This window comes from Nocardioides sp. (assembly GCF_047607365.1).
Lineage (GTDB): Bacteria > Actinomycetota > Actinomycetes > Propionibacteriales > Nocardioidaceae > Nocardioides.
In genome coordinates this window covers 14,302-30,973 of the sequence record NZ_JASGDD010000048.1, presented here as the reverse complement: position 1 = coordinate 30,973, position 16,672 = coordinate 14,302, and the positions used below count along the sequence as shown (strand labels likewise).

The 16,672-nt window shown below is 68.8% G+C and carries 14 protein-coding genes; 2 read left to right on the top strand and 12 right to left on the bottom strand.

All coding sequences use genetic code 11. The features are described from left to right. Positions 1-57 precede the first annotated feature (57 nt). The 3 genes from QM572_RS04140 to QM572_RS04130 form a co-directional block, all read right to left on the bottom strand. Positions 58-1,782 (bottom strand): ABC transporter substrate-binding protein, encoded by a 1,725-nt coding sequence (locus QM572_RS04140; RefSeq protein ID WP_415090327.1) that lies wholly within the window; start codon positions 1,780-1,782, stop codon positions 58-60. A gap of 76 nt (positions 1,783-1,858) precedes the next feature. Then, positions 1,859-2,851 carry an ABC transporter permease gene (locus tag QM572_RS04135; protein WP_415090325.1) on the bottom strand — a complete coding sequence of 331 codons (993 nt, stop codon included), beginning with the start codon at positions 2,849-2,851 and terminating at the stop codon, positions 1,859-1,861. 171 nt (positions 2,852-3,022) lie between these two features. After that, positions 3,023-3,289 carry a hypothetical protein gene (locus tag QM572_RS04130; RefSeq protein ID WP_415090322.1) on the bottom strand — a complete coding sequence of 89 codons (267 nt, stop codon included), beginning with the start codon at positions 3,287-3,289 and terminating at the stop codon, positions 3,023-3,025. 449 nt (positions 3,290-3,738) lie between these two features. Between QM572_RS04130 and QM572_RS04125 the strand changes: the two genes are divergently transcribed. Next, entirely contained in the window at positions 3,739-4,095 is a 357-nt protein-coding gene (locus QM572_RS04125) for a LysR family transcriptional regulator (protein WP_415090321.1), read from the top strand. 9 nt (positions 4,096-4,104) lie between these two features. Here QM572_RS04125 and aspS read toward each other — a convergent pair whose 3' ends face one another. The 3 genes from aspS to QM572_RS04110 are packed head-to-tail and all read right to left on the bottom strand — an operon-like array spanning position 4,105 to position 7,921. Next, a complete protein-coding gene (gene aspS / locus QM572_RS04120) occupies positions 4,105-5,889 on the bottom strand; it encodes an aspartate--tRNA ligase (RefSeq protein ID WP_415090318.1) in 1,785 nt (594 codons plus the stop codon). Beyond that, positions 5,886-7,244, bottom strand: coding sequence for a histidine--tRNA ligase (gene hisS, locus QM572_RS04115; RefSeq protein ID WP_415090316.1), 1,359 nt, complete (start codon positions 7,242-7,244; stop codon positions 5,886-5,888). Before hisS ends, aspS begins: the two co-directional genes overlap by 4 nt. 5 nt (positions 7,245-7,249) lie before the next feature. Further along, the gene (locus QM572_RS04110) at positions 7,250-7,921 is read right to left on the bottom strand and encodes an MBL fold metallo-hydrolase (protein ID WP_415090314.1); all 672 of its coding nucleotides are present in this window, start codon (positions 7,919-7,921) and stop codon (positions 7,250-7,252) included. 56 nt (positions 7,922-7,977) lie between these two features. Between QM572_RS04110 and QM572_RS04105 the strand changes: the two genes are divergently transcribed. Then, entirely contained in the window at positions 7,978-9,213 is a 1,236-nt protein-coding gene (locus QM572_RS04105) for a DUF349 domain-containing protein (RefSeq protein WP_415090312.1), read from the top strand. A gap of 120 nt (positions 9,214-9,333) precedes the next feature. Here QM572_RS04105 and QM572_RS04100 read toward each other — a convergent pair whose 3' ends face one another. The 6 genes from QM572_RS04100 to yajC form a co-directional block, all read right to left on the bottom strand. Beyond that, positions 9,334-10,014 carry a hypothetical protein gene (locus tag QM572_RS04100; RefSeq protein ID WP_415090310.1) on the bottom strand — a complete coding sequence of 227 codons (681 nt, stop codon included), beginning with the start codon at positions 10,012-10,014 and terminating at the stop codon, positions 9,334-9,336. A gap of 426 nt (positions 10,015-10,440) precedes the next feature. Beyond that, positions 10,441-12,786, bottom strand: a complete 2,346-nt coding sequence (locus tag QM572_RS04095) for a RelA/SpoT family protein (RefSeq protein WP_415090308.1) — start codon at positions 12,784-12,786, stop codon at positions 10,441-10,443. Between the two features lie 16 nt (positions 12,787-12,802). Further along, positions 12,803-13,336, bottom strand: a complete 534-nt coding sequence (locus QM572_RS04090) for an adenine phosphoribosyltransferase (RefSeq protein WP_415090306.1) — start codon at positions 13,334-13,336, stop codon at positions 12,803-12,805. A gap of 5 nt (positions 13,337-13,341) precedes the next feature. After that, on the bottom strand, positions 13,342-14,583 hold the full coding sequence (secF, locus tag QM572_RS04085; RefSeq protein WP_415090304.1) for a protein translocase subunit SecF: 1,242 nt from the start codon (positions 14,581-14,583) through the stop codon (positions 13,342-13,344). Further along, positions 14,583-16,331, bottom strand: a complete 1,749-nt coding sequence (gene secD / locus QM572_RS04080) for a protein translocase subunit SecD (protein ID WP_415090301.1) — start codon at positions 16,329-16,331, stop codon at positions 14,583-14,585. Before secD ends, secF begins: the two co-directional genes overlap by 1 nt. Positions 16,332-16,336: 5 nt before the next feature. Beyond that, positions 16,337-16,651 carry a preprotein translocase subunit YajC gene (gene yajC, locus QM572_RS04075; protein ID WP_415090299.1) on the bottom strand — a complete coding sequence of 105 codons (315 nt, stop codon included), beginning with the start codon at positions 16,649-16,651 and terminating at the stop codon, positions 16,337-16,339. Positions 16,652-16,672: the final 21 nt, after the last annotated feature.

Sequence of the window (16,672 nt, the reverse complement as noted above, 5' to 3'; positions counted from 1 at the left end):
GTGGGCGCGTGGCGCCCACCCGGCCGGTTTCGGATCGCTCCGGGGTGGTGCGGGTGACTACTGCTTCACGCCGATGGCACCGAGGTCGGGGAACCCGTTCGATGCGAAGGTGGTGGTGAAGCCGGTGACCTTCGGACCCCAGGTCCAGTTGAAGAGGGAGTTCTCCAACGGGATGTAGGCGACGTCCTTGCCGAGGAGCGCGTCGGCCTGGGACATCAGGTCGTCCTGCTCGTCGGTCGTGGTCGCGGCCTGGGCCTTGGCGACGAGCGCGTTGAACTCGTCGCTGTTGTAGTTGCCGTAGTCGTTCTGGTTCGACGCCGGGTCGATCAGGTTGACCGAGCCGTCGAAGAGCGGCGGCAGGATGGTGAGGGCCGACGGCCAGTCGGCGCCCCAGCCGGCCCAGCCGATGTCGGTCTTCGACTCCGGGTCCTGGATCGTCGGGTAGTAGGCGTCGGTCAGCGGGTTGAGCGTGACCTTGAAGCCGGCCTGGTCGAAGGTGTCCTTGAGCGCGGCGGCCTGGTTCTTGCCGGTCTCGGACGAGCCGTCGAAGGTGAAGGTCAGCGGGTAGGGCATCGTCACACCGGCGTCGGTGAGGATCTGCTTCGCCTTGTCCGTGTCGCCGGCGCCGAGGTCGGCGAACGACTCGTTCTTCTTGTAGGCGCCGAGGGTCGTCGGGATGATCGAGTCCACGGGCTGGTAGAAGTCCTTGCCGCCACCGGCGGTGATCCACGCGTCGTCGTTGGTCGCGGCCAGGATGGCCTGACGCACCGGCAGGTCGAGGCGCTTCACGTTGAGCCAGAGGTAGTCGTAGTACGGCGAGGTGACCTGCTTGTAGCGGTCGGACGCCGTCGACTTCACCGTCGCGAGCTGCTGCGGCTGGATGCGCGTGCCCGTGACCGCGGTCTCACCCTCGGAGGCGCCGTTGGCGATCTCGTCGATGATCGCCTCGGGCTCGGTGCCGATGCTGAACTTGATCGTGTCCGGGAGCGCGCCGCGGGCGTCGGTCGGGTCGGACGAGGCGTCGTACTCGGTGTTGCGCACCAGCGTGCCGCCGGTGTTCTCGTCCCAGGTGCCGTCGAGCTTGTAGGGCCCGTTGGAGAAGATCGAGAAGTTGCTCTTGTCGCCCTGGTCCTGGTCCTTCTTGTAGGGGTCGGCGAAGTTCAGCGACGCCACGGCCTGGCCGAAGTCGGGCCACGGGTTCTTGAAGTGATAGGTGATCGTGTTGCCGTCGCAGCTCACGGCCTTGTCGTAGGCGGCCTGCTGGTCGGCGGTCGCCGTGTACGGACCGGGGTACTTCACGCCGCCGAGGTCGAGGTAGCTGATCGGATAGTTCGACGGGCCACCGGTGATGACGTCCGAGGCGAAGTTGCGCGAGAAGCCGTAGGCGAAGTCCTCACACGTCACGTCGGAGCCGTCCTGCCACGTGACGCCGTCGCGCACGGTGAACGACCAGGTCTTGGCGTCCTCGGACACGGTGCCGGTGTCGGTCGCGATGTCCGGGATCGGGTCGGAGGCGTCCTCGCCCAGACCGTAGGCGAGCCAGGTGCGGTAGACGGTGCGCTTGACGTTGATGATGTCGCGACCGACGTAGATGCGCTGCGGGTCCAGGTGACCGATCGGCGTCGCCAGCAGGTAGGTCAGCTCGCCGCCCTTGGTGCCCGACGACGAGTCGTCCGTGCCCCCGCCGTCGCTGCTGTCGCTACTGCCGCACGCGGTCAAGGCGGTCGTCGCCAGCGCGACGGCGGCGAGGGTCACCCCTCCCCGCTTGAGGAACTTCGACATATTTCTCTCCTTTTGGTGTGCCGCCACGGATGGGCGACGTCTGCTCGGCGGCACGATCCGCCGAGAGCTCGGGGGGCTAGCGCGATCCCTTCGGGTCCAACGCGTCGCGGAGGCCGTCACCGAAGAGGTTGAACGACACCACCAGGGCCGCGATGAGAATGCCGGGGACCGCGAAGTAGAGCGGGTCGATCGTGGCGTAGGTGAGCGAGGCGTTGAGCACGTTGCCCAGCGTCGGCGTCGGCACGACGATCGAGATGCCCATGAACGAGAAGGCCGCCTCCGCCGAGATGTACGCCGGCAGGGTGAGCGTGAAGTTGACCAGGATCAGCGACCAGAGGTTGGGCAGGATCTCGCGAACGTAGATACGCCACTTCGAGGCGCCGAGCAGTTCGGCCGCCTCGATGAACTCGCGCTCCCGGATGGACAGCACCTGTCCCCGCACGAGGCGCGCGAGCCCCGGCCAGCCGAAGATCGACATAATCGCGATGACGAAGAAGGCCCGCGTCCAGTCCCCCGCCGGAAGGTGGAGGTACTCATGGATGAAGGCGAAGGCCATCGATGCGGTCGCGAGTGCGAGCAGCTGCTGAGGAAAAGCCAGCGTGAGGTCGATAAGGCGCCCGATCAACGTGTCGGCGAACCCTCGGCTGAAGCCGGCGACGATCCCGAGGGCGACACCGACGACGCACGAGATGATGGCGGCGGCCAGAGATATCCCCAGCGACAGCGACATGCCGAACCACACCCGCGAGAGCACATCCCAACCGGTCTGGGGAGCGACACCGAGCCAGTGATGCCAGCTCACCCCTCCCCAGCTGCCCGCCGGCATGGTGTCCTCGCGGAGGAGATCCTGGTTGAAGCCGTGATAGTCAAGCACGCCGACCTTCACGAGGATCGGCGCTGCGACGGCGCCAAGGATGAAGAGCAAGCTGACGATGCCGGCGATCACGGACTTCCGGTCGGCGAAGAACCGCTGCTTGGCCAGTTGCATCGGGGAACGGCCCTCGACGGCGGTCGCCGGAGCGACGACCTCGAGCGGCTCCTCGATCTCGGCGAGCTGTTCGCTGGTCACGCCGGGGACTCTAGGGGAGCGCGCACCCCCGGCCGGTCACCCCGGAATAACGATCCGGCCACGACGGGCCGTTCGGGTTACGACTCGGTCACGAGGAGTCGAGAAAGCGGGTGCCGCTGGTCGTCGGATGAGGTACGGATACCACCGCAGCCCACCCGACGAACGCGATTCTCACTGCCAGGTGGAGATGATCTGCTTCCCACTGGTTGAGCCGCCGCCGTACGCCGAGTAGGTGTTGGTCCACTCCACGAGAACCTCCCACTTCTGGGAGCCACTGGGGTCGGCGTACGTCACGCTCGTGCCGCAACTCCGGACCGTCGTGCTGGGGCGAAGGCCGCAGTACCAGCTCTTCGTGTCAATCACCTTGCCGCTCCGCTGCACAGTGATGCCTTCCGAGATGCCGTAGAAGTCCCTGCTGCACTTGAGATTGATGTTCATCGTGAACTTGCCCGACGAAGCGGACTGTGAGAAAGCGACAGCGCAGCCGCCGCCGCCAGAGTCGCCAGTGTTCGCGTGCGCTGGCGAAGAGAGAGAAAGCAGCGCGAGGAAGAATGCCCCGATCAGGGCAAGACGGTTTCGCAACTTTGGCCTCGATTCATGTCTACATGTCAGGAGAAGACCTGACTCGACATTTCTACGGACGCTGTTGAGAAGACCCGACGCAGATCTCTTCATGCGCATGGTCGTTGACTTTGAATAGGACGAGTGCTATCGACCGAGTCAAGTCAGAAGTGTGGTAGGAGCCATCTCCTCCCTTCCCCAAGACGCCCGGCTGCAACCCAAATCCGCGGCCAGGAAAGGGGGCTAGAGGCTCATCCCCGCAGGAGTCAGCCTCGCCAACAGAGCGGTCGCGAGCATTCAATTGCCACGAGCTGATTAGTAAGGCAATGTGTGGTAAACACGTGTGTCACGTCTTCGGAACCGGCAGCACATGCCGGCAGCGTTTGGTTCCGTTGACCCACTCCGAGAAGATCGAAATGGAAATACAACTTCTGAAGTCCTTCGTGGCCGTTGCCGAAACCGGATCTATGAGCGAGGCAGCGCTGCGCCTCGGATATTCCCAATCCGCCGTGTCTAGACATCTGCGGCACCTCGAGAAACTAAGCCACTGCACGCTCGTAGACCGCGACACGAGGCCATTGACCTTGACTCAAGAAGGACGCGATCACCTTCTGATCGCGCTAAAGGTCGTCCGCCTTCTCGACCGACTCCTCATGCGGACTTCTTCGCAGCCATCCTTGTAGAACTCTCGATCAGAGAGGGATGGGTGCCTGCGAGCCCTGGGGGCCGTCGACGCCGGCCTCCTTGCGCTGCTGGGCCGTGATCGGAGCGGGGGCCTCGGTGAGCGGGTCGTAGCCGCCGCCCGACTTCGGGAACGCGATCACCTCGCGGATCGAGTCGGTCTTGGTGAGGTGCTGCATCACGCGGTCCAGGCCCAGCGCGATGCCGCCGTGCGGCGGGGCGCCGAACTTGAACGCGTCGAGCAGGAAGCCGAACTTCTCCTGCGCCTCCTCCTCGCCGATGCCCATCACGCCGAAGACGCGCTTCTGCACGTCCTCGCGGTGGATGCGGATGGAGCCGCCGCCGAGCTCGGAGCCGTTGCAGACGATGTCGTACGCGTACGCCAGGGCCGCGCCCGGGTCGGTGTCGAAGGTGTCCTCAAACTCCGGCTTGGGGCCGGTGAAGGCGTGGTGGACGGCCGTCCACTCCCCTGCGCCCACCGCGACGTCGCCGGAGGCGACCGCGTCGCCCGCGGGCTCGAACATCGGGGCGTCGACCACCCACACGAACTCGAAGCGGTCGGGGTCGAGCAGCCCGAGCCGCTTGGCGATCTCCAGGCGCGCCGCGCCGAGGAGCGCCCGGCTGGGCTTGGTCGCGCCGGCGGCGAAGAAGACGCAGTCGCCGGGCTGGGCGCCCGCGTGGGCGGCCAGGCCGGCCTGCTCGGACTCGCTGAGGTTCTTCGCGACCGGGCCGCCGAGCGTGCCGTCCTCGTTGACGAGCACGTACGCCAGGCCGCGGGCGCCCCGCTGCTTGGCCCACTCCTGCCAGGCGTCGAGCTGCTTGCGCGGCTGGCTCGCGCCACCCGTCATGACCACGGCGCCGACGTACTCGGCCTGGAAGACGCGGAACGTGGTGTCGGCGAAGTAGTCGGTGAACTCGACCAGCGGGTTGCCGAACCGGAGGTCGGGCTTGTCGGAGCCGTAGAGCCGCATCGCGTCGGCGTACGTCATCCGCTGGATCGGGGTGACGACCTCGACGCCGATCGTCGCCCACATGGCGCGCAGGACGTCCTCCATCATCGCGATGACGTCGTCCTGGTCGACGAAGCTCATCTCGATGTCGAGCTGGGTGAACTCGGGCTGGCGGTCGGCGCGGAAGTCCTCGTCGCGATAGCAGCGGGCGATCTGGAAGTACTTCTCCAGGCCGCCGACCATGAGGAGCTGCTTGAAGAGCTGAGGACTCTGGGGCAGGGCGTACCAGGAGCCGGGCGCGAGGCGCGCCGGGACGAGGAAGTCGCGGGCGCCCTCGGGGGTCGAGCGGGTCAGCGTCGGCGTCTCAACCTCGACGAAGCCCTGCGCTGCGAGAGTGTCGCGGATCGCCTTGTAGACCGTGCTGCGCAGGCGGATCGCGGCGGCGGGGCCGCTGCGGCGCAGGTCGAGGTAGCGGTACTTCAGGCGCGCCTCCTCCCCCACCTCCACGTGGTCGTCGATCTGGAACGGCAGCGCGGCGGCGGTGTTGAGCACCTCCACTCCGCCGTCTCCGGCGACGATCTCGATCTCGCCGGTCGGCAGGTTGGGGTTGACGTTGCCGTCGGTGCGGGCGACGACCTCGCCGGTCACCTTGAGCACGAACTCGTTGCGCAGCGGGTGGGCGACGGCCTCGTCGCGGATGACCACCTGGACGATGCCGGACGCGTCGCGCAGGTCGATGAAGGCGACGCCCCCGTGATCGCGGCGGCGGGCGACCCAGCCGGCGAGCGTGACGGTCTCGCCGACGTTCTCCTTGGTGAGGGTTCCGGCGTCGTGCGTGCGAATCACTGGGGGGTCTCCTGCATGGTGGTGATGGTGGGACGGAGGTCCTCGGCGGGCGGGGTCCAGGTCGCCGGGTCGATCGGGAACTGGTCGCCGGAGCGGATGTCCTTGATCTCCGCTCCCCCGTCTCCATGGTCATTGTCCGTGGAGAAGAGGACAAACGGGATTCCGCGCCGCTCGGCGTACCGAATCTGCTTGCCGAACTTGTCGGGCCTGGGCGCGACCTCCGTGGGGGTGCCGTTGGCGCGAAGCTGCGTGGCGATCGCGTCCGCGCGCGGGCGGGACTCCTCGTCGGCGAGCGCCACGAGGACCGCGCTGGGCACGCTGCGACTGGCGGCGACGGCGCCGGCGGCGAGGAGGGGCACGAGGGTGCGGCTGACGCCGAAGGAGATGCCGACGCCGGGGTAGGTGGTGCGGCCGTCGCTCGCGAGGGCGTCGTAGCGGCCGCCGGAGCAGATCGAGCCGAGTCCCTCGAAGCCGTCGAGGCGGGTCTCGAAGACAGTGCCGGTGTAGTAGTCGAGCCCGCGGGCGATGGACAGGTCGGCGACGACGCGAACGCGGTCGCTGGTGATGCCCGCGCATCCCTCGATGACCGCGGCCAGCTCTGCGAGGCCCTCCTCGAGCAGCGGGTCGGCGACACCGAGGGCGCGGACCTGGTCGACGAAGCCGGTGTCGTCGCTGGAGATCCGGGCCAGGGCGAGGGTGAGCTCGGCCTGCTCCGGCGTGAGCTTGCCGTCGACGACGAGGAGCTCGGTGATCTTGTCGCCGGGCAGCTTGTCGAGCTTGTCGACGATCTGCATCACCGTGAGCGGGTCCGGCGCGCCGAGGCCGGCGTAGAAGCCCTGGATGAGCTTGCGGTTGTTGACCTGGATCCGGAAGCCCGGCAGGAAGCTCAGCCTGCTGAGTGCCTCGGCCATGACGCGGGCCACCTCGACGTCGTGGTGGAAGGCGAGGGTGTCCCGGCCGACGACGTCGATGTCGGCCTGGGTGAACTCGCGGAACCGGCCCGCCTGGGGCCGCTCGCCGCGCCAGACCTTCTGGATCTGGTAGCGGCGGAAGGGGAAGTCGAGCTTGCCGGCGTTCTCCAGCACGAACCGCGCGAACGGCACGGTGAGGTCGAAGTGCAGGCCCATCCCCGCGTCTCCCGTGCCCTCGTCCTGGAGGCGCTTGAGGACGTAGACCTCCTTGGAGGTCTCGCCCTTGGCGAGCAGCTGGTCCATCGGCTCGACGGCGCGGGTCTCGAGGTTGGCGAAGCCGTGCAGCTCGAAGGTGTCGGCGAGGGTCGCGAGCACCTGCTGCTCGACGAAGCGCTCGGCGGGCAGCAGCTCGGGGAAGCCGCTCAGGGCGGTGGGCTTGGGCATGTCTCTCAGAGGTCCTGCAGGAAGGGGTTGGTGGCGCGCTCGCGCCCGATCGAGGTCTGCTCGCCGTGGCCCGGCAGCACGACGATGTCGTCGGCCAGCGGGAGCACCTTGTCGCGCAGGGTGCGCAGCATCGTGGCGTGGTCGCCGCCGGGGAGGTCGGTGCGGCCGATGGAGCCGGCGAAGAGCAGGTCGCCCGCGAACATCACCTCCGAGACCTCGTCCGCGGGGTAGGGCGTGCGGAAGGTGACCGAGCCGCGGGTGTGGCCCGGGGTGTGGTCGACGCTCAGGGTGAGGCCGGCGAGCTCGAGGGTGGCGCCGTCGGCGAGCTCGCGCACGTCGTCGGGCTCGGTGAACGTGTGGTCCCCACCGAGCAGCATGCGGGCCGTCTCTTTACTGACGCCCGCCATCGGATCGATGAGGAGATGACGGTCCTCGGGGTGGATCCAGGCGGTGGCGTCGTACGTGCCCGCGACGGGGGTGACGGAGAACATGTGGTCCACGTGGCCGTGGGTCAGGAGGATCGCGACCGGCTTGAGTCGGTGCTCGCGGACCAGCTCGGCGATGCCGGGAGCGGAGTCCTGCCCCGGGTCGACGACGATGCACTCGGTCCCCGGGCCCGTGGCGGCCACGAAGCAGTTGGTGCCCCACGCTCCTGCGGGGAAGCCGGCGATCAGCACCCCGGAAGCCTACCGTCACCGATGGGGCCGGTCGGGCGGGGCCGCCAACCCCTAGGATGTGGGCCGTGACCAACGAGACCTGGGGCCGCGTCGACGACGAGAAGTTCGTCTATGTCCGCACGGCCGACGGCGAGCGGCTCGTCGGGCAGTTCCTCGACGGGACCCCCGAGGAGGCGCTCGCCTTCTTCACCGACAAGTTCGACCAGCTCGCCTTCGAGGTCGACCAGCTGGTCATGCGGGTGAACGCGGGCAAGGTCACGCCCGACGAGGCCGCCGAGGCGATCAAGACCGTCCGCGCGAAGGTCGGCGAGGCCCGCGCCGTGGGCGATCTCGCCGGGCTGGGCGCGCGACTCGACGGCCTCCTTCCGGTGGTCGCGGCGCAGCGGGAGGCCCGCAAGGCCGAGCGTGCGGCACGAGCCGAGGAGACGCGGGAGGCCAAGGAGGGGATCGTCGCCGAGGCCGAGCGCCTCGCCGCCGGCACCGACTGGCGCAACGGCGCCAACCGGCTGCGCGAGCTGCTGGACCAGTGGAAGGTGCTGCCGCGGATCGACCGCGCCGGGGACGAGGCGCTGTGGAAGCGCTTCTCGACCGCGCGGACGACGTACACGCGGCGCCGCAAGGCGCACTTCGCCGAGCTCAACGAGAAACGCGCCGGCGCCCAGGCGATCAAGGAGAAGCTGGTCGTCGAGGCCGAGGCGCTGTCGTCGTCGGACGAGTGGGGCCTGACCGCCGGGCGCTATCGCGACCTGATGGCACGGTGGAAGGCCGCCGGACCCGCGCCGAAGGACATCGACGACGCGCTGTGGAAGCGCTTCCGGGCCGCGCAGGACACCTTCTTCGGCGCACGCGACTCGGCGAACGCCGCCATCGATGCGGAGTTCGCGGCCAACGCCTCGGTCAAGGAGGAGCTGCTGGTGGAGGCCGAGGCCCTCCTGCCGGTGAGCGACCTCGCCGCCGCCAAGGCCGCCTTCCGGGACCTCGCCGACCGGTGGGACGCCGCCGGCAAGGTCCCCCGCGACCGGATCAAGGACCTCGAGGGCCGGATGCGCAAGGTCGAGCAGGCGATCAAGGCCGTCGAGGACGACCAGTGGCGCCGCTCGGACCCGGAGAAGTCCGCCCGCGCCGACGACATGATCACCAAGCTCGAGGACGCGATCGCCAAGATCGAGGCCGACATCGCCAAGGCCCAGGCCGCCGGCGACGCCCGCAAGGTCTCCTCACTCGAGGACAACCTCGCCGGCCGGAAGTCCTTCCTCGAGATGGCCCGCCGCGCCGCCGCCGATTTCTCCTGACCGTCGGCTCGCGGTGAGGAGTCACCGGTTAACCGGTGACTCGGGAACTTCTGACCCGGCAGGTCGCCCGAGAAGTTCCCCACAAGGCCGGGTCGCGGAGCTGATGTGACGCGAGTGGTCTCAGGCGGACGCCCTGCCGCGGTCGATGAATGCCCGGATCCGGCCGGCGAGCGACGCCGGATCGCTCAGGTCCGACCAGGTGATCCGGAAGCAGCGCCAGCCGGTCAACTCGCGCACTCGGTCCTCGCGTCTCTTCTCACGGAAGACGACGTCTGCAGGCGTCAGATCGGTGCGTAGCGAGCCGTCGTACTTCGCCTTCCCATCGAACTCGAACCACACGCCCAGCTCGGGCAGCGCGAAGTCCAGGCGAGCGACCAGGACTTGCCCGTCCCAGATCTCGAACTGGGGCTCGGGGATCGGCAGGCCCTGCGCCCAGAAGCAGTACGCCGTCCGCGACTCGCCTACCGACTCGATCCGCGAGTCGGCAAGACGAAGCACCAGATCGGTGCGCAGCGAATGCGGCCAGTGATCGACCCCGTTCGCGTAACGAGACCTCAAGTCATCGGCGTCGAAGTCCCCTCGGTGGAGGAAGAAGTTCGCGACGGTCAAGGCGACCTCGACCGAGTCCGTGGTCGTCACCTCGAGCGTCGCTCGAATCGGGGATGAGACGCGCAAGCCGTGGACCTCCACGACGTCGTCATCGAGCACACGGCCGCAGTGCTGCCGTACGCCCGCCTCGCGCCGGCCGGTGCGACCGTCCGTCCTCGTCAGGTGGAGTTCGGCGAGGCCGACGCCCCACATCGGCGCATCATGGAACGGGAGCGCCGACGCGTGGCTTAGAAGCACCTCGGTCCGGGCCTGGCGATAGGCGGCTCGTGCTCTGAGCGCATGTCGGGTGAGTGGGTCGGCCGCGTTCCAGAGGGCACCTTGGACGTACGCGCCGGTCCGCGGTCGCCGGAACGTGCCGGCTCTGAGGGCTCTCGCAAGGGACTTGTTGTTCTCGCCCCCGGCAATCAGCTCCTTGCGGAGCCAGATAGGGGCGAGCCGAGGGTCATCAGGCGACATGCCTCATACTCTCCCGGCACGGCACACCGACGCGGCGCGAGCCGATCTTCGCTGTGGATAACCGCCGAGCGCCCGGCCGACTAGGGAACTTCTCGGCCGGCACGCCCCCCGAGAAGTTCCCTAGTCACCGGTTAACCGGGGACTCCACCCCCCCAGACCCGGCTAGTTGGTGACGCGGTAGGCGTCGAAGACGCCGGGGACGGAGCGGACGGACTTCAGGACGGTGTCGAGGTGCTTGGCGTCGGCCATCTCGAAGGTGAAGCGGCTCTTGGCGACGCGGTCGCGGCTGGTGGAGAGGTTGGCCGAGAGAATGTTCACGTGGCTGTCGGAGAGCGCCATCGTGATGTCGGAGAGCAGCCGGGCGCGGTCGAGGGCCTCGACCTGGATGTTGACCAGGAAGACGGCGTTGGCGTTCTGCGACCACTCCACGGCGATCATCCGCTCGGGGTGGGTCTTGAGGGAGTCGGCGTTGGTGCAGTTGTCGCGGTGGACCGAGACGCCGCCGACCTTGGTGACGAACCCGATGATCGGGTCGCCGGGCACGGGGGTGCAGCACTTGGCGAGCTTGGTCCAGACGTCGGGCTGGCCGGAGACCTCGACGCCCGCGTCGGTCGAGGTGGCGGGCTGCCGGGACGCGCGGCGGGTGAGGGTGACGGCCTCGGCCAGGTCCTCCTCGGCCGCGTCGCTCCCCCCGTGCTCCTCGACGACCCGGCGCACGACGGCCTGCGGGGAGAGGTTGCCCTCGCCGACGGCGGCGTAGAGCGCCTCGACGTCGGCGATGTTGAAGTGCCGTGCCGCGAGGGTGAGCGACTCGTGCGATAGGAGGCGCTTCAACGGCAGCCCCTCCTTGCGCATCAGCTTGGCGATCTGCTCCTGGCCCTTCTCGATCGCCTCGTCGCGGCGCTCGCGGGTGAACCAGGCGCGGATCTTCGAGCGTGCGCGGTTGGACTTCACAAAGCCGAGCCAGTCCTGGGACGGGCCGGCGGTCGGCGACTTGGAGGTGAACACCTCGACGGTGTCGCCGTTGGTGAGCGTGGAGTCCAGCGGCACGAGACGACCGTTGACCCGGGCGCCGATCGTGTGGTGCCCGACCTCGGTGTGGACGGCGTACGCGAAGTCGACGGGGGTGGCGTCGGCGGGCAGCGCGATGACGTCGCCCTTGGGGGTGAAGACGTAGACCTCGGTGCGGTTCATCTCGAACCGCAGCGACTCGAGGAACTCGCCCGGGTCCTCGACCTCGGACTGCCAGTCGACGAGGGTCTTGACCCAGCTCATGTCCTGGCCGTTGTCGGGGTTGAGTGGCCTGCCGGAGTCCTCGGCGTCGACGCTCGCCTTCTTGTCCTCCTTGTACTTCCAGTGCGCGGCGACGCCGTACTCGGCGCGACGGTGCATGGCGAAGGTGCGGATCTGCATCTCAACGGGCTTGCCGGCCGGGCCGATCACGGTCGTGTGGAGCGACTGGTAGAGGTTGAACTTCGGCATCGCGACGTAGTCCTTGAACCGCCCGAGGACGGGGTTCCAGCGCGAGTGCAGCACGCCGAGGACCGAGTAGCAGTCGCGGTCGGAGTCGACGAGGATGCGGATGCCGACCAGGTCGTAGATGTCGGCGAAGTCCTTACCGCCCACGATCATCTTCTGGTAGATCGAGTAATAGTGCTTCGGCCGCCCGGTCACGGTGGCCTTGATCTTCGACTCCTTGAGGTCGTTCTCGACCTGGCTGATCACCTGCGCGAGGAACTGATCCCGCGAGGGCGCACGCTCGGCGACGAGGCGCACGATCTCGTCGTAGATCTTCGGGTGGAGGGTTGCGAACGAGAGGTCCTCGAGCTCCCACTTGATCGTGTTCATGCCGAGCCGGTGAGCCAGCGGCGCGTAGATGTCCAGCGTCTCGTTGGCCGACCGCTCCTGGGACTTCAGCGGCACGTAACGCAGCGTGCGCATGTTGTGCAGCCGGTCGGCGAGCTTGATGACGAGCACGCGGATGTCGCGCGACATCGCGACGACCATCTTGCGGATCGTCTCCGACTGCGCGGAGTCGCCGTACACGACCTTGTCGAGCTTGGTGACGCCGTCGACCATCTGGGCGACCTCGGACCCGAAGTCCTTGGTCAGCTGCTCGAGCGTGTACGGCGTGTCCTCGACCGTGTCGTGGAGGAGGGCCGCCACGAGCGTCGGCTCGGTCATGCCCAGCTCGGCGAGGATGGTCGTCACCGCGAGGGGGTGGGTGATGTAGGGGTCGCCGCTCTTGCGCATCTGGCCGCGGTGGAGCCGCTCGGCGGTGACGTAGGCCCGCTCGAGCAGCGCCAGATCGGCCTTGGGGTGGTTGGCACGGACCGCGCGGAAGAGGGGCTCGAGGACCGGGAGCGCGGGGTTCCCCTTGGTGCCCATCCGGGCCAGGCGGGCGCGCATGCTGCGTCCCGAGGTGGCACCGGTGGTCGGAGCCGCGGGCTCCGGGCTGACCGGGACGGCGCTGGATCGGGCCGGCGCGACGGTGCGTTCCTCGGTCATTGCGTCAGTGTAGGACTCAGACCGTCAGCAGGGAGGTGACCGGGAGGTCGCCGAGGGTGGTGCGGCCAGGCAGGAAGCCGAGCTCCATCAGGACGGCGACCCCGGCGACGGTGCCGCCGCACTGCTCGACGAGCCGGCGCGAGGCGTCGAGGGTGCCGCCGGTGGCGAGCACGTCGTCGACGAGCAGCACCCGCTCCCCCGGCGCGACGGCGTCGGTGTGGAGCTCGAGGGTGGCCTCGCCGTACTCCAGCGCGTACGTCGTCGCGTGCACGTCCCGCGGCAGCTTGCCGGCCTTGCGGACCGGCACAAAGCCCACGCCGAGCGCCAGCGCCACGGGAGCGGCGAGGATGAAGCCGCGCGCCTCCATGCCGAGGACCTTGTCGACGACCACGGCGCCGTCGGCGGCGCGGCCGACCGCGGCGAGGGCGTCCACCGTGGCGGTGAAGGCCGCGTGGTCGGCCAGCAGGGGCGAGATGTCCTTGAAGACGATGCCGGGCTTGGGGTAGTCGACGACGTCGAGGATGTGCTCCTCGATGCAGACGCTGGCCACAGGGGCTACTTCTTGCCGCGCTGCGAGCGGGGCTTGCGGCTCGGCTGCGGGCGTCCCGAGGCGCCGCTGTCGCGGACCGGGCCCCGCGAGGCTCGGGGCGCGCCCGACGAGCCGGTCGAGCCGGACGCGCGCTCCACCGCCTCACCGGACTCCAGGTCGAACTCCAGGTCGCGGAGCTCGTCGGGGCGCTCGGCGACCGGCATGCCCTCGGCGAAGGAGGGCACGGCGGCGTACTTGTCCGCGTCGGCCTTGGCCCGCGCCTTGGCCCGCCGCTCGGCCAGCTTCACCTCGTCCTCGGTGGACTTGAGGTGGACCAGGATCCGCGGGGCGACCCAGACGCTGGAGAAGACGCCGGCGGCCATGCCGACGAACTGCGAGAGGGCGAGATCCTTGAGCGAGCTCGAGCCGAGCAGGATGGCGCTGGTGAAGAGGATCGACCCGATCGGGATGAGCGCCACGATCGAGGTGTTGATCGACCGCACGAGGGTCTGGTTGACCGCGAGGTTGGCCTGGCCGGAATAGCCGAGGCGGCTGCCGCGCAGGTCCTTGGTGTTCTCGCGGATCTTGTCGAAGACCACGACCGTGTCGTAGAGCGAGAAGCCGAGGATCGCGAGGAGGCCGGTGACGGCGGCCGGCGTCACCCGGAAGCCCGACAGGGAGTAGACGCCCATCGTGATGATGACGTCGTGGAAGAGCGCCACCAGCGCCGCGATCGACATCTTCCACTCGCGGAAGTAGGCGCCGATGAAGAGCATGGCCAGGACGACGAAGACGATGACGCCGATGATGGCGCGCTTCGCGACCTCCTTGCCCCAGCTGGCCCCGATCTCGGTCGCCGAGATCTGGTCCGTGGCGGCGTCGTCGGAGATCTTCAGCTCCGACTGGAGCAGGTCGATCACCTTCGCGTCGTTGGCCTGGGAGAGCTCGTCGACCTGGATCGTGACGCCGTCGTCGCCGGCGGTAGCGACGGTCGGCTCCTCGGTACCAGGGATGCCGGACTCGGCGATCGCGGTGCGCAGCTCGTCGACCGTGGACTGGGTCGCCTGCGAGGAGGAGAGACCGCTGACGTTGATCTCGGTGCCGCCGGTGAACTCGACGCCGAAGGTGAAGCCGCGCAGGATCACCACGAGGAGCGCGGCGAGGACGATGCCGCCGGAGATGGCGTACCAGAGCGCGCGACGGCCGACGAAGTCGAAGGACTTCTCGCCGGTGTAGAGGTCGTGGCCGAACTTGGAGAAGTCGAACATCAGGCGTTGCCTCCGACCTTGCTAGCGGCGGCGCGGGCCCGCCGGACCTCGCGCGGGTCGACGCCGAGCGCGTGGACGCTGAGGCCCGACATGGCGCCGCCGCCGTTGAAGAACTTGAACCGGGCCAGCCACGACACCATCGGCTTGGTGAACCAAAAGAGCACGGCCAGGTCGAGGAGCGTCGAGAGGCCGAGGGCGAAGCCGAAGCCCTTCACCACGCCGGTCGCGAAGATGTAGAGCACCGCGGCGCTGAGGAGCTGGACGACGTTGGCCGCCATCCGGGTCTGGCGGGCGCGCACCCAGCCGGTCTCGACGGCCACTCGCATCGACTTGCCGTCGCGCATCTCGTCGCGGATGCGCTCGAAGAAGATGATGAACGAGTCGGCGGTGATGCCCACCGCGATGATGAGCCCGGCGATGCCGGGCAGGGTCAGCGTGAAGCCGGCGGTCTTGCTCAGCAGGAGCACGAGGACGTACGTCCACGCGGCCGCCACGATCAGCGAGGACAGCACGACGAGTCCGAGCCCGCGGTAGTAGATGAGGCACCAGAGCGCGACGAGGAAGAGGCCGATCGCGCCGGCGATGAAGCCCGCCTGGAGCTGGTTGCCGGCGAGCGTCGGGCCGACGACCTCGGTGCTGACGTCCTTCTTGAAGGAGATCGGGAGCGAGCCGTACTTGAGGCTGGTCGCGAGGCTCTTGGCCTCCTCGAGGGTGAAGCTGCCGGTGATCTGCGCGCCGCTGCTGATCCGCGACGAGGCCGTGGGGGCGGAGATGACCTGGCCGTCGAGGACGATGGCGAACTGCTGGCCGGTGTTGGCGATGGTGCCGGTGGCGTCGGCGAAGATGCCGCGGCCGTGGCCGTTGAACTCCAGCGTGACGGCGTACGTCGCCTCGTTCTGCGGGATGCCGTAGCTGGCGTCGGTGAGGTCGGTGCCCTCGATGATCGCCGGGGTGAGGAGGTACTTCACCTGGCCGTCGGGGTCGCAGGTGATCAGCGGCTGGTCGGGGTCGTCCTTGATCTCGCCGGACGTCGTCGGGCAGGTGTAGTTGGCGTACTGCGTCGCCCACTCGTCGGTCGGCAAGTTCATGAAGGCGACCGCGTCGTCGAACGTCGAGCTCTCGTCGGACCCGGCCGACGCGGAGGCCGAGGGGCTGGTCGTGTCGGTGGCCGTGTCGCTCGTCGTGGCCGAGGCGTCGGTCGACGTCGTCGCCGCGGCGGAGTCGGTCGCGGCCGGGCTGGGCGTGGACGAGGCGGTCTTGGCGCCCGCCTTGGTCCCGAAGCCGAGCGCGGCACGGGGCGACGTCGTGCCGCCGGTGATGCCCGAGGTGTCGGTGCTGCCCGTGGTGGCCGAGGCCGTGCCGCAGGTCGTGGAGGTGCTGGAGTCACAGGCGACGAGCCGGAAGCGCAGCTGGGCCTGGCGGGTGACCGTGTCGACGAGGTCCTGGCGGTTCTTGCCGGGGATCTCGACGATGATGAAGCGGTTGCCCTGCGTGGTCACCTCGGCCTCGGAGACGCCGGAGCCGTTGACGCGGTCGTCGATGATGCTGCGGGCCTCCTCGAGGTTCTCCGAGGAGGGGCTGCCGTTGGCGACCAGCGTGATCCGGGTGCCGCCCTGGAGGTCCAGGCCGAGCTCCGGCTTCCAGGGGCTGGTCTTGTGGTGTCCCAGCGGGACCAGCGCGTAGGCGATCGCCAGGGCGAGGAAGAAGGCGACGAGAGTGCGTCCCGACGCGGCCGTCTTGCGTGCCATCGCGGTCAGCTCTCCTCGGTGCTCGGGTTCGCGGCCTCGCCGGCCTCGTCCTCGGGCTCCTCGGCCGGGACGATCCGGCCGATCGCGGCGGGGACCACCTTGATCACCACGCCGTCGGCGATCTGGAGCAGGACGTGGTCGTCGGTCCGCTCGGTGATCGTGCCGAAGACGCCCGACGTCAGCATCACCTCGGTGCCCGCGCCGGCGGCCTCCTGGAGGCGGCGCGCCTCGGCCTGACGGCGCTGCTGCGGCCGGAGCACGAGCAGCCAGAAGACCACGATGATCAGGATGAACGGCAGGAACGAGCCGATCTGAGACATGAGGGAACTTTCACGCTGGGC

Excerpts from the sequence above, each read along its gene's own strand:
- QM572_RS04140 (WP_415090327.1), bottom strand. The coding sequence starts at position 1,782 with ATGTCGAAGTTCCTCAAGCGGGGAGGGGTGACCCTCGCCGCCGTCGCG.
- secF (WP_415090304.1), bottom strand. The coding sequence starts at position 14,583 with ATGTTCGACTTCTCCAAGTTCGGCCACGACCTCTACACCGGCGAGAAG.
- QM572_RS04105 (WP_415090312.1), top strand. The coding sequence starts at position 7,978 with ATGTGGGCCGTGACCAACGAGACCTGGGGCCGCGTCGACGACGAGAAG.
- yajC (WP_415090299.1), bottom strand. The coding sequence starts at position 16,651 with ATGTCTCAGATCGGCTCGTTCCTGCCGTTCATCCTGATCATCGTGGTC.
- QM572_RS04100 (WP_415090310.1), bottom strand. The coding sequence starts at position 10,014 with ATGTGGGGCGTCGGCCTCGCCGAACTCCACCTGACGAGGACGGACGGT.
- QM572_RS04095 (WP_415090308.1), bottom strand. The coding sequence starts at position 12,786 with ATGACCGAGGAACGCACCGTCGCGCCGGCCCGATCCAGCGCCGTCCCG.
- QM572_RS04125 (WP_415090321.1), top strand. The coding sequence starts at position 3,739 with ATGTGTGGTAAACACGTGTGTCACGTCTTCGGAACCGGCAGCACATGC.
- secD (WP_415090301.1), bottom strand. The coding sequence starts at position 16,331 with ATGGCACGCAAGACGGCCGCGTCGGGACGCACTCTCGTCGCCTTCTTC.
- QM572_RS04130 (WP_415090322.1), bottom strand. The coding sequence starts at position 3,289 with ATGAACATCAATCTCAAGTGCAGCAGGGACTTCTACGGCATCTCGGAA.
- hisS (WP_415090316.1), bottom strand. The coding sequence starts at position 7,244 with ATGCCCAAGCCCACCGCCCTGAGCGGCTTCCCCGAGCTGCTGCCCGCC.